Genomic DNA, 12,021 nt, shown 5'->3' on the forward strand with positions numbered 1-12,021 from the left:
CAACAGCGGCGGTCAGAACAACCCAGTCAACGGTCACAGCACCGTCTTCGTCGCGGGAGAATTTGTTTGCAAGTTTGAAGAATTTCATTGGTGTTCCCTCCAAGGATACATTTCGATTTTTTTCCACGTCTCAGCGTTTGGAGCGTTGGCGTTTCCCGTGCCGTGTGCCGCTCTGTCTTGCTTTTGATGAGGCTATATGGCCTTTGAACTGGGGCAGGAGTTGGGCAGCATTGGTACGTTTTTGGACCCTCGAAAATTTTATGGAATAATCTGATTAACACATTGAAATCATGTAATAAAAAATTTTAACTATTTTGCATAAAAATGCTTTTTTGGTGTTTTTAGAGTTAAAATTCAAATTTGATTGAGTCTGATTGTCGCTAAATCACTGGCAGAAAGGCATGATTTTTGCCAAACTGGGGTCAATAAAAGCACGCGAAGCCAAAGACGTGCCCACCCCGAGCCGTAAAAGTCAGAGATATGTTCATGATCACCGCAGTTGCGCGCAGAGTTTGCGCCATCGGGTTTAAGGCGGGTGCCGCCTTGGCGCTGACGTCTTTTATATGTGTTGGCGCTTGGGGAACGCCCAGCCTGGCGCAAGAGGCCGACCCAGAGACCGCGCCCAAGACCTATGTTCCGCCCCCGCCTTGGCCCGACGTCAAACCCAAGCGCATCGGTGTGCCCACGGGCGGAGCTGGCACGCTGATCACCGTGCAAATCCGTCCCGGCATGAAAACCGTCACGGCCCCGCCCAAACCGGCGGCTGTGCCAGAGGGCCTGCCAGAGGCGCCCAGTGTCGATCTGATGGCGTGGTATTGGAACGCGGTGCCGCATGATCTGTTTGGTGCCGGCCCCGAGCGGTTCGGCGCGGCTTTGGCGGCGCTGGATCTGTCTGAGGCGCGGGCCGTGCCAAAACCCAGCTTTCAACAGATCACCGATCTTGCCAATCGCTATGGCACGTCCTTGTTGCTGCATTCCATCGGCACCAAGGTCAGCCCGGCCTTGGCTTTGGCGGTGATTTCGGTTGAATCTTCGGGGAAAGAAGACGCAGTGAGCGGGGCAGGGGCGCAGGGGCTGATGCAGCTCATTCCCGACACCGCCGCGCGGTTTGGCGTTGATCCCACCAACCCCGATCAAAACATCAAAGGCGGCATTGCCTATCTCGATTGGCTGATCAATGAGTTCAATGGGGATGTGGCGCTGGCGCTGGCGGGGTATAATGCCGGCGAAAACGCGGTCAAATCCAACAACGGCCCGCCGCCTTACGCCGAAACCCGCGCCTATGTCCCGAAAGTCTTGGCGGCGTGGCAGGTGGCCAAGGGCCTCTGCGTGACCCCGCCCGAACTTTATTCCGACGGTTGTGTGTTTGCCACCAATGCGGTGCGGGCACAAAACTAACAGATATGACAAAGGGGCCGCAAAGGCCCCTTTTTATTGTTTCTCTGTCGTCCTCAGATCGACATTTTCTTAAAGATAAATTCCGGGATGTGCCGGATGATCAACATGATGTAGCGCCAGAAAAACGGCGTGTAGATCACGTTCTTTTTCTTGGCGACCGCGGTCAAAATATCACCCGCCACGGCATCGGGTGACGCGACCAAAAACATCCCCTCGATCCCCCAGGTCATCGCCGTATCGACAAACCCCGGTTTCACCGTGACCACATGGCCGCCCGCGCGCGTCAACCGATTGCGCAGACCGGACAGGTAGGTGGCAAAACCCGCTTTCGCCGAGCCATAGACGTAATTGCCACTCCGGCCCCGGTCGCCCGCCACCGATCCGACGCCGACAACCGTACCTTGGCCGCGTTCCTCAATGTGAGGCGCAAGCATGTGCAGAAAGGTGGCCGGGCCGGTGTGGCTGTCGGTGACAACACCTGCGATCAGCGTCGGGTCGGCGTCAATCGCGTCTTGTTCCGGCATCGAGCCAACGAAGACCGCGCAGTTGATCACGCCCTCTTCCGTTGTTGCGCGCTCAATAATTGGCGCAAACGTGTCTGTGTCGCGGGCGTCAAAGGGCAATGCCTCGGCGCACACAGCACCGCGTGCCAGACAATCGGCCGCCGTGGCCGCCAGATCGTCCATGTCTCGGCCACATAAAAACAAGGTCGCGCCCTCTTTCGCCAATCTGCGCGCCATCGCACGCGCCATGGATGAGGTTGCGCCCAAAATGATCCAGCTCTGTTGCATCATGCCGCTCCTGTGCCATCGCGCAGGCCCAACCGGCGCACGAGGTCTGTTTCAAAGGCGCGGTCCGGGTCGGCTTTCGTCACCGCTTTGGCCCATGTGTCCTGGTCCGGGTACATGCCCGCGATCTGTGCGGCGCTGGCCACGCTGTCCTTGGCAAAATAAATCCGCCCGCCCGCGTCATGCGCCATATCGGTGAGTTCGGAAATCAACTCTTCCGCACCATCGCGATTGGGGAAATCGACCGCCAAAGTATAGCCCTCCATCGGGAAGGACATATAGCCGCCGCGCCCCGCGCCCATCTTTTTGAGCACCGCCAAAGGCGAGGCCAGACCGGATGTGCCGATCCGTGTCAACATCGCGCGCAGCACCTCGACCTGATCCATCGGCACAACGCATTGGAATTGGTGAAAGCCGCGTTTGCCGTAGAGCCGGTTCCAATTGTGGATCGCATCAAGCGGGAAGAACGGGTCAGTGATGGGTTTGACCGAGGTGCGGCCCTTGGCCGGAACCCGGCGGAAATACAGCTCGTTGAACACCCGCACCACGGGGGCCGACAGCGCCCAGCTCGGGGCATTGAACGGTACAGATTTTGCCGCATCGCGGCTTTTGTTGATGCCGGAGGTGATTTCGCCCTCCTCTAAAATTCCACGCCCCAACCGCGCGCCGGTGGCGGTCGCGTCGATCCAACCGACCGTGTAATCGGTGCGGCTCTCATCAAAGGCCACAAGAAATGCGTCCAACCCATCAATGCGGCGTTCGGTCAGCACCATCATGTCGCCTTTGCAGGGCATGAGTTGGATTTTCGCACGCGCAATCACCCCGGTTTGACCCAGACCACCCACCGTGGCCTGCCACAGATCAGGGGCGGATTTCGGGGTTATTTTGCGGGTTTTCGCACCTTGGATCAGGGTGATCGCGGTCACATGCTGACCAAAAGACCCCATCACATGATGGTTTTTGCCATGCACATCATTGGCGATACAGCCGCCGACCGTGGCAAACCCGGTGCCCGGCATCACCGGCGGAATCCAGCCTTTGTTGGCAAAAGCGCGGCCCAGATCGCCGATCGGCATCCCGGCTTCGACCTCGACGATCCCGGTGGCGGGATCAAAGGCAATCACCCGGTCCAGCCGGGTCATGTCATAGGCGCGGCCTTCGTCATTGAGCGCGACATCGCCATATGAGCGACGCATGCCAAAGGCGGGCGCGCGGGTCTCAGTCAGATCGCGGATCAGGGTCGAAAGACGTTCGGGGCGGGCCACCAAACCAGAGGCCACGCGGGCGCGACCCCAGCCGGTGTAGGTGAGTTTATTCCAGGTCATGTTGGACCTTCTTTGACAGGCGTTCAGCGAAAGGGAAAACCACAAGGCCGATGAGAATGGCGAACCAAAGCGTGGTCAGGCGAATGAGGGCGGTGGCGGGCACGGACATGGCCAAGGGCACGCCTTCGAGCGACAAAAGGGCGATCATGGCGGCCTCCGCGCCGCCAAGCCCGCCGGGTGCGCCGGTCAGCCCGCCCGCCAATGTGGCAAACAAAAAGATCGCGATGGCACTGGCGGCGTGAACCTCGGCACCCATCCAATGCAGCAAGAGATAAAAGGCCACCCCTTCGGCCAACCAGCCGCAGAGGGCCAGGGTCGAACCCGCAAACAAGGTGCCGCCTTTGGAAAAGGGTTCAAGCGAGCGCGCGGCGCGGCGGATGCGGGCGAACAGCCGCGGGGCCTTGCCCGTGCTGCGGTGGCCGAATTGGGCGAGGCTGGCCAAAAGCCGGGGGCGTGTGGCGATAAACGCCGCCAAAAGCGCGGCCATCACCACCGGCACACCACCAGAAATTCGCGTGCCAGAGGCCAAAAGCGCCGCCCCCATCAACACGGCCATCGCCGCCAGATCAGAGGCCCGGTCGACCAAAACAAGCGGTGCTGTGCGTTCAAACGCCCAGCCGGTTTCGCGTTTGATCCAGCGCATCCGCACCAATTCTCCGACGCGCCCCGGCGTGACCGTCATGGCAAACCCGCCCAGAAAATGGCGCAGGTTGGTGGCCAAGGAGAGCGGCAATCCGAGGTGGCGGGCAAAGAGGTGCCAGCGCAGCCCACGAAACAGGTAATTGACCAGAGAGAGCGCCAAAAGTGCGGCACCTTGCGGGATCGACAGCTTGGTGATCTGGGCGCGGACCTCGTCCCATCCTGTCGCCGTCACAGCGCCGGTCAGACCCACCGCAAGCAAGGCCAAAAGGCCCAGCATGAGCGCGCTGTCGCGCAAACGTGGGGACATGTTCGATGCCTTAGGTTTGGCAGATATGGGACGCTGCTCGGCGGTCATGGACATTTTGGGCTCTGTGTGTGGCCTGATTTCCCGATGTTTTAGCGACAAATTGGGGCAAGAATATGATGCTGTTTCTAATTTTAGAACAATAAGGTCATGAAAAACGACATGAAAAAGCGCGGCCACCCGTTTCGGCCGCCGCGCCTTGTTTTGAATTTAGATATTCACAGAGGACTTAGTCGACAATCGTCGCCTCGGTCGCAGCGCGCAACTCGGCCTCGGTCACGCCATCGGCGCATTCGACGATTTTCAAACCGCCCTCAACCACGTCCAAAACGCCCAGGTTGGTGATCACCCGGTCGACCACGCCCAGCCCGGTCAGCGGCAGGGTGCATTCCTTCAACAATTTGCTCTCACCGTGTTTGTTGGTGTGGTCCATCACCACCACAACCCGGCCCACGCCCGCGACCAAATCCATCGCGCCGCCCATGCCTTTGACCAGCTTGCCGGGGATCATCCAATTCGCCAAATCGCCTTTCTCATCGACCTCCATCGCGCCCAAAATCGCCATCGCGATCTTGCCGCCCCGGATCATGCCAAAGCTGAACGAGCTGTCGAAATAGGCGGTGTTGGGCAGTTCGGTGATGGTCTGTTTGCCGGCGTTGATCAGGTCCGCGTCCTCTTCGCCCTCATAGGGGAAGGGGCCCATGCCCAACATGCCGTTTTCAGACTGAAGTGTCACGTTGACGCCTTCGGGGATGAAATTGGGGACCAGGGTCGGGATGCCGATGCCAAGGTTCACATAGGTGCCGTCTTCGAGTTCCAATGCGGCGCGCGCCGCCATTTGATTGCGATCCCACATGGCTTAGGCCTCCTCACGCTTGCGCAACGTGCGCTGTTCAATCCGCTTTTCGTGGTTGCCCTGAATGAGGCGGTGGACATAGACGCCGGGCATGTGGATGCAATCGGGGTCGAGACTGCCCGTTGGCACGATCTCTTCGACTTCCATGATGCAGACCTTGCCACACATTGCGGCGGGTGGGTTGAAATTACGGGCGGTTTTGCGGAAAATCGCGTTGCCGGTCTCGTCGGCTTTCCACGCTTTCACGATGGAAATATCGGCAAAAATGCCCTCTTCCAAAATATAAGTCTCGCCGTTGAAATCTTTGTGTTCTTTGCCCTCGGCGATCACCGTGCCCACGCCGGTTTTGGTGTAAAATCCTGGGATTCCAGCACCACCGGCGCGCATGCGTTCGGCCAAAGTGCCCTGCGGGTTGAACTCAAGCTCCAACTCACCAGAGAGGTATTGCCGCATGAATTCAGCGTTTTCACCCACATAAGACGACATCATTTTCTTGATCTGATGTGTCTCCAACAGCTTGCCAAGGCCAAAGCCATCGACACCTGCGTTGTTGGAGGCAATGGTGAGGTCCTTGACGCCGCTTTCCACCAGCGCGTCGATCAACAACTCAGGTATCCCGCACAGTCCAAACCCCCCGGCTGCGATCAACATCCCGTCGTGCAAAAGCCCCTCTAAGGCCTCTGTGGCGGAGCCGTATACTTTCTTCATTACTCTCTCCCGTTTCGTTTGGCGCAATTGGAATGAATAGGATGCGGGCTGTCAATGGAGGATGCCGCGCTGCAACAAAATGGTGCAGCAAAAAGGGCCCGGTGAGGGGCCCTTTGGCGGATGGGATCTTGGGCTGGGTGGTGTTTTGCCCGGTTTACGCGTCTGGGGCCTTGGCCGCGGGTTTCTTGGCTGCGGGCTTTTTCGCGGCGGTTTTTTTGGCCGCCGGTTTCTTTGCGGCTGCCTTTTTCGCCGGGGCTTTCTTTTTGCCGCCCTTGGTCGCTTTTTCCGCAATCAAGGCCACCGCCTGCTCCATCGTCAGGTCTTCGGGCGTGATGTCCTTTGGCAAGGTCGCGTTGACTTTTTCCCATTTGACATAGGGGCCATAGCGGCCTTCCATGACGCTGATCGCGCCACCGCTCTCTGGGTGATCCCCTAATTCTTTCAACGGCTTGGCTGCCGCAGACCGACCCCGCCCCGGATTGTTGCGCTTGTCGGTGATCAATTCAACCGCGCGGTTCATGCCGCATTCAAACACATCGTTCGGGTCTTTGAGATTGGCGTAAACGGGCTTTTCGTCGCCCGGCAGTTTGTGCATCAAATAGGGGCCAAAGCGCCCGAAATTGGCGGAAATCACGCCGCCTTCCGGGTGTTCGCCGATTTGGCGCGGCAGGCTTAGAAGCGTGAGCGCCTTTTCAAGGTCCATCGCATCCGCGTCCCAGCCTTTCGGCAAAGAGGCGCGTTTGGGCTTTTTGTTCTCTTCCGAAACTTCGCCGCGTTGGACATAGGGGCCAAAGCGACCCGAGCGCAGTGAGATTTCGTTGCCGTCTTCGTCCTCGCCCAAAATCCGGTCGCCCGCTTCGGCGGCGTCGCCACTGATCGGGCGGGTGTAGCGGCATTCGGGGTAGTTCGAACAGCCAACAAAGCCGCCCGAGCGCGAGGTTTTCAGGTGCAAGCTGCCTTGGCCACAGAGCGGACAGACGCGCGGGTCGCTGCCGTCTTCGCGCGGTGGATACAGCTGCGGGGCGAGGGCAGCGTCCAATTTGTCGAGCACTTCGGAAATCCGCAGCTCGGAGGTCTCGCCAATGGCCGCCGAAAAATCGCGCCAGAATTTCGCCAAAACCTCTTTGTAATCGAGCGCGCCGGCTGAGATTTCGTCGAGTTCTTCTTCGAGATTGGCGGTGAATTCATAGCCGACATATTTGCGGAAGAAATTCATCAAAAAGATCGTGACGATCCGGCCTTTGTCCTCGGGGATCAGGCGGTTTTGTTCTTTGCGGACATATTCGCGATCCACGATGGTGGTCAACACGGAGGCGTAGGTCGAGGGGCGGCCGATGCCCAACTCTTCCATCCGTTTGACCAAAGTCGCCTCGGTGTAGCGCGGCGGCGGGTTGGTATGGTGTTGCAGGCCCAAAACGGCATCTTCACCGGCCAAAATGGCCTCTTTGTCGGCGGCTTGCGCTTTGAGACCGCCCGCGACACGTTTTAACGCTTCGCCGTCCATGATTTGCGGCAGGCGACCTTCGTCATCCTCGTCCACATCGTCGCGGCCCTCGGTGTAAACCGCCATAAACCCATCAAACACAATGACTTGACCTGTGGCGCGCAGCACGACCTCGTGGTCATCGGAGGTGATGTCTACGGTGGTCCGTTCAAGGCGCGCCGCCTCCATTTGCGACGCAATGGTGCGTTTCCAGATCAGGTCGTAGAGTTTGCGTTGATCCGCGTCCGTCAGCTTGGCCTCATCGGGGGAGACAAACATATCGGTCGGGCGGATACATTCGTGCGCCTCCTGGGCGTTTTTGGCTTTGTTCTTATAAATCCGTGGGTTGGCGGGCACATAGCGGTCGCCATAGCGGGCTTTGATCGCGTCGCGCGCCTGTGTCACCGCTTCGGGTGCCATGTCGATCCCGTCTGTCCGCATATAGGTGATGAGGCCGGCCTCGTAGAGGCGTTGCGCGGCGTTCATCGCTTGGCGCGCGTCCATGCCGAATTTGCGCGACGCTTCCTGTTGCAGGGTCGAGGTCATGAACGGCGCAGAGGGGTTGCGCGAACCGGGTTTGGCCTCGACGGAGGCGACTTTGAGCGCGCGCGAACTGACCGCTTGCACGGCCATCTCGGCGGTGAGGCGGTCTTTGAGGTCGAATTTATCGAGTTTCTTGCCCGAAAGCTGGGTCAGCCGCGCTTCAAACGTTTGTCCGCGCGGGGTCTCCAAAAGGGCCTTAACGGTCCAGTATTCTTGCGGATTGAAGGCTTCGATTTCGATCTCACGCTCGACGATGAGGCGCAGACACACCGATTGCACCCGTCCGGCCGAGCGCGCGCCGGGCAGTTTGCGCCAAAGCACCGGGGAGAGGTTGAAGCCGACAAGGTAATCCAAAGCGCGGCGCGCCAGATAGGCGTCGACCAGCGGCACATCGACTTGGCGCGGGTGTTTCATCGCTTCCAGGATGGCGGTTTTGGTGATGGCATTGAAGGTCACGCGCGACACGGCGGTGGATTTTTTGATCGCCTTGCGTTTGGTCAGCGCCTCTTGCAGGTGCCACGAAATCGCTTCGCCTTCGCGATCAGGGTCCGTTGCGAGGATCAGTTCGTCGTCGTTTTTGAGCGCATCGGCGATGGCTTTGACGTGTTTGCGACTGTCCGCGCCGATCTCCCAGGTCATGTCGAACTCATTGTCGGTGTCGACAGATCCGTCTTTGGCCGGAAGGTCGCGGACGTGGCCATAAGAGGCGAGGACGGTGTAATTGCTGCCGAGATATTTGTTGATCGTTTTCGCCTTGGCCGGGGATTCAACAACAACAACTGGCATGGACTGTCCTTCGGGTTATGGTCTCTTGGCCTTATGGCGGCGGAAAATGGGGTCTGCAATGACTGATTGTCAATGTGGCATCTACGGTTTTTTTGCGCCAAGGCAAGGCCGTTTTACCCATCATGCGGCATGATGTCCGCGCGATACCTAAAGGTATCGGGACGAAAAACCGGGTCTCAGCGGTTTGGGAATTTTTTGTGACACGGGTGAGGGCAGGGGCGTGTGAGCCGGGGTGCGCTGTCATCCAAGCGCCAAAAGCCCGCCGGGTTTGCGGAAGATACGACCATCGAGTTCGAGGGTGAGAATTTCAGAACTGAGTTGATCCGCCGGGATGCCGATGTCGCGGATCAGGTCGTCTTCGGGCAGGGGCGCGCCGGAGAGGCGGGCGAGGATTTCGGCGTGGAGCATGGTGTGGTCGGTGAATGCGCGCGGTTCGGGGCGCGGTGTGACGGGGATCGCGGTTTTCGGCGTGTGGTGTACGGTTTGGGCCAAGGGCGAGGCGGCGGCCAGCGTGTCGATCACATCGCGCGCGCCACGCACCAAAGTGGCCCCATCGCGGATCAACATGTTGCAGCCTGCGGTGCGCGCATCAAACGGATGCCCCGGTACGGCCATGACCTCGCGCCCCTGATCCAGGGCATTGCCTGCCGTGAGCAGTGACCCCGAGCGCGCCGCCGCCTCGATCACCACGGTGGCATGAGACAGGCCGGAGACGATGCGATTGCGCATCGGGAAATGCCGGGCAAAGGGTTTCATGCCAAAGGGCTGTTCCGAGATCAAAAGCCCGGTCTCGGCGATTTTATGGTAAAGATCGGTGTTCTCGGTGGGGTAGATCACATCAAGGCCCCCCGCCAAAACGGCGATGGTGCCGCTTGCAAGCGCCGATTCGTGCGCCGCCGCGTCAATGCCACGGGCCAGACCGGAGGTGACGGCAAAACCTTCGTCGCCCAATTCGCGCGCCAGAGTGCGGGCAAAGCGCACGCCCAATGATGAGGCATTGCGCGCACCGACCAGCGCCAGAGAGGGGCGTTCAAACAGCGATATGTCGCCTTTGACCCAAAGTGCGGGTGGAGCGTCATCAATCAATGCGAGAAGGGCGGGATATTCGGGATCGGCGCGGGTGATCAAACGCGCGTCATGTTTGCGACCGGCTTTCAATTCGGCCTCAACGACACCACGCGGACAGGTTTGATAATCGGATACACCGGCTTGTTTGGCGATTTCAGGGAGGGCCTCAAGGGCGGCGCGCGCATTTCCATGTTCCTCCAGCATCCGATAAAAGGTGCTGATACCAACGCGGCGGGAGCGCAAGAGGCGGAGCCAATCGACCCGATCTTCCACGGTGTGGGGTGGGGTGAGGGGGTGGTGGGAAGGGATGAACTCCAAGGCCAACTCTCTCCGTCTCTTGCCCTTTCACATTGCCGCAAATTGGTTAACGAGGCGTTACCAAAACCAAGAAAGATTGCATTTGAGCGGAATGATCTTGATTTTTTTTACCATACCGACCGCACCTCGGTCTCGCCCCATACAAAAGGGCGACCTCTTCGGTCGCCCTGTTCATAAAGGTTAACGTGACAAGGTTAACGTGATCCCGCCCAAGATTTGGCCCAGGCTTGGACGAGACTTGGGCCAAGCGCGGGGACGATCAGGCCGATCCGCCCACGGTCAGCCCCCCGATCAAAAGCGTCGGTTGCCCCACGCCCACCGGCACCCATTGTCCCGATTTGCCGCAATTTCCGACACCGGGGTCGAGCGCCATGTCATTACCAATGGCGCGGATGTTGCGCATGGCGGTGGCCCCATCGCCAATCAGCGTCGCCCCCTTGACCGGGGCGCCGACGCGGCCGTTTTCGACCCGATACGCTTCGGTGCAGTTAAAGACGAATTTGCCGTTGGTGATGTCAACCTGCCCGCCGGAAAAGCCCACGGCATAAATCCCGTCTTTGATCTCGGAGACGATCTCTTCGGGGGCGGCGTCTCCGCCGAGCATATAGGTGTTGGTCATCCGTGGCATCGGCGCATGGGCGTAGCTTTCGCGGCGACCATTGCCGGTGGGGGCCACATTCATGAGGCGGGCGTTTTGGCGGTCTTGCATGTAGCCGACAAGGATGCCGTCTTCGATCAGGGTGGTTTTGGACGAGGGCGTGCCTTCGTCATCGACCGAAATCGACCCGCGCCGATCCGGGATTGTGCCATCGTCCAAAACGGTGACGCCCTTGGCGGCGACCTGTTGCCCCATCAGACCGGCAAAGGCGGAGGTGCCTTTGCGGTTGAAATCGCCCTCAAGCCCGTGCCCGACCGCTTCGTGCAACAACACGCCCGGCCAACCATTGCCAAGGGCCACGTCCATGACGCCCGCAGGGGCGGGGACGGCCTCAAGGTTGACGGTGGCGATGCGCAGGGCCTCGCGGGCCACGGATTTCCAATGGTCGGGCTGCAACAGGCCGTCAAAGCCATAGCGCCCGCCACCGCCAGATGAGCCACTTTCGCGGCGTCCGGCCTGATCGACAATGACCGAAATATTGAGCCGCGCCATCGGGCGGATGTCGGAGACAAGCGTGCCTTCGGGGCGCAGGATGAACACCTCTTGATGCGAAGCGGCCAGCGTGGCGGAGACTTGCACCACGCGCGGGTCGAGGTCGCGCAGATAGGCGTCAATCTCGCCCAATGTGTCGATTTTGACCTCGAAGGCCGCGCCGTCGAGCGGGTTCTCGTCGGTGTAGAGTTTGACATTCGTGGCGCGCGGGCCCGCCGCCATGGAGCCGCCGCCATCGCCCACCGCAAGACGGGCGGTTTCAGCGGCGCGTTTGATCGCGGCTTCACTGATTGTGGTGGAATGGGCGTAGCCTGCGGTTTCGCCGCGCACGGCGCGCAGGCCGAATCCCTCGGAGGCATCATAGGATGCGGTGCGAATCCGTCCGTCGTCCAAAACGATGCCTTCGGAGGTGCGCCGTTCAAAGAACAGTTCGCCATCATCGGCCCCATCCACGGCTGCGCGCAGAATCGCCAGCGACGTGTCGAAGTCGAGTGTGTTTGTAAATGGGTCAAAACGTCTCGATGGCATTGATTTTTCTCCCTTGGGACTTGATCTAGATCAAAAAAACCGCTCAAAGCGGCGGGGAATTCTTGTCCCGTCGCGTCTAATATGGTTTTTGATGGGAAAGACTCAAACGAAAACGCACCCGCAT

10 protein-coding genes are annotated in these 12,021 nt (G+C 59.5%); 2 read left to right on the forward strand and 8 right to left on the reverse strand.

Annotated elements, in window-relative coordinates; genetic code table 11:
- Both BLT54_RS22740 and BLT54_RS04120 read left to right on the forward strand, forming a co-directional pair.
- The coding region (locus tag BLT54_RS22740) for a hypothetical protein (RefSeq protein WP_218129369.1) at positions 1 to 269 on the forward strand (269 nt) is incomplete at its 5' end.
- Positions 270 to 480: 211 nt separating this feature from the next.
- Positions 481 to 1,398, forward strand: a complete 918-nt coding sequence (locus tag BLT54_RS04120; RefSeq protein ID WP_074641533.1) for a lytic transglycosylase domain-containing protein — start codon at positions 481 to 483, stop codon at positions 1,396 to 1,398.
- A gap of 53 nt (positions 1,399 to 1,451) precedes the next feature.
- Here the strand turns inward: BLT54_RS04120 and BLT54_RS04125 are convergent, their stop codons facing one another.
- The 8 genes from BLT54_RS04125 to tldD form a co-directional block, all read right to left on the reverse strand.
- Positions 1,452 to 2,189: an SDR family oxidoreductase gene (locus BLT54_RS04125; protein WP_074641535.1), complete on the reverse strand. Its 738-nt coding sequence runs from the start codon at positions 2,187 to 2,189 to the stop codon at positions 1,452 to 1,454.
- Positions 2,189 to 3,511, reverse strand: a complete 1,323-nt coding sequence (locus BLT54_RS04130) for an FAD-binding oxidoreductase (protein WP_074641537.1) — start codon at positions 3,509 to 3,511, stop codon at positions 2,189 to 2,191. The genes BLT54_RS04125 and BLT54_RS04130 overlap by 1 nt, the downstream gene beginning before the upstream one ends.
- Complete coding sequence (locus tag BLT54_RS04135; protein ID WP_074641539.1) at positions 3,498 to 4,460, reverse strand: lysylphosphatidylglycerol synthase transmembrane domain-containing protein; 963 nt, start codon at positions 4,458 to 4,460, stop codon at positions 3,498 to 3,500. The genes BLT54_RS04130 and BLT54_RS04135 overlap by 14 nt, the downstream gene beginning before the upstream one ends.
- Before the next feature lie 226 nt (positions 4,461 to 4,686).
- Positions 4,687 to 5,313: a 3-oxoacid CoA-transferase subunit B gene (locus BLT54_RS04140; RefSeq protein WP_009571105.1), complete on the reverse strand. Its 627-nt coding sequence runs from the start codon at positions 5,311 to 5,313 to the stop codon at positions 4,687 to 4,689.
- A gap of 3 nt (positions 5,314 to 5,316) precedes the next feature.
- Positions 5,317 to 6,021 carry a CoA transferase subunit A gene (locus tag BLT54_RS04145; protein WP_074641541.1) on the reverse strand — a complete coding sequence of 235 codons (705 nt, stop codon included), beginning with the start codon at positions 6,019 to 6,021 and terminating at the stop codon, positions 5,317 to 5,319.
- Positions 6,022 to 6,175: 154 nt separating this feature from the next.
- Positions 6,176 to 8,833: a type I DNA topoisomerase gene (topA, locus tag BLT54_RS04150; protein ID WP_074641543.1), complete on the reverse strand. Its 2,658-nt coding sequence runs from the start codon at positions 8,831 to 8,833 to the stop codon at positions 6,176 to 6,178.
- 240 nt (positions 8,834 to 9,073) lie between these two features.
- Positions 9,074 to 10,225 carry a DNA-processing protein DprA gene (gene dprA, locus BLT54_RS04155; RefSeq protein WP_074641545.1) on the reverse strand — a complete coding sequence of 384 codons (1,152 nt, stop codon included), beginning with the start codon at positions 10,223 to 10,225 and terminating at the stop codon, positions 9,074 to 9,076.
- A 253-nt stretch (positions 10,226 to 10,478) separates the two neighbouring features.
- On the reverse strand, positions 10,479 to 11,897 hold the full coding sequence (gene tldD / locus BLT54_RS04160; RefSeq protein ID WP_074641548.1) for a metalloprotease TldD: 1,419 nt from the start codon (positions 11,895 to 11,897) through the stop codon (positions 10,479 to 10,481).
- Positions 11,898 to 12,021: the final 124 nt, after the last annotated feature.

This window comes from Celeribacter baekdonensis (genome assembly GCF_900102315.1).
GTDB lineage: Bacteria > Pseudomonadota > Alphaproteobacteria > Rhodobacterales > Rhodobacteraceae > Celeribacter > Celeribacter baekdonensis.

Coding starts and splice junctions, on each gene's coding strand:
- BLT54_RS04120 (WP_074641533.1), top strand. CDS start 481: ATGTTCATGATCACCGCAGTTGCGCGCAGAGTTTGCGCCATCGGGTTT.
- BLT54_RS04125 (WP_074641535.1), bottom strand. CDS start 2,189: ATGCAACAGAGCTGGATCATTTTGGGCGCAACCTCATCCATGGCGCGT.
- BLT54_RS04130 (WP_074641537.1), bottom strand. CDS start 3,511: ATGACCTGGAATAAACTCACCTACACCGGCTGGGGTCGCGCCCGCGTG.
- BLT54_RS04135 (WP_074641539.1), bottom strand. CDS start 4,460: ATGTCCCCACGTTTGCGCGACAGCGCGCTCATGCTGGGCCTTTTGGCC.
- BLT54_RS04140 (WP_009571105.1), bottom strand. CDS start 5,313: ATGTGGGATCGCAATCAAATGGCGGCGCGCGCCGCATTGGAACTCGAA.
- BLT54_RS04145 (WP_074641541.1), bottom strand. CDS start 6,021: ATGAAGAAAGTATACGGCTCCGCCACAGAGGCCTTAGAGGGGCTTTTG.
- topA (WP_074641543.1), bottom strand. CDS start 8,833: ATGCCAGTTGTTGTTGTTGAATCCCCGGCCAAGGCGAAAACGATCAAC.
- tldD (WP_074641548.1), bottom strand. CDS start 11,897: ATGCCATCGAGACGTTTTGACCCATTTACAAACACACTCGACTTCGAC.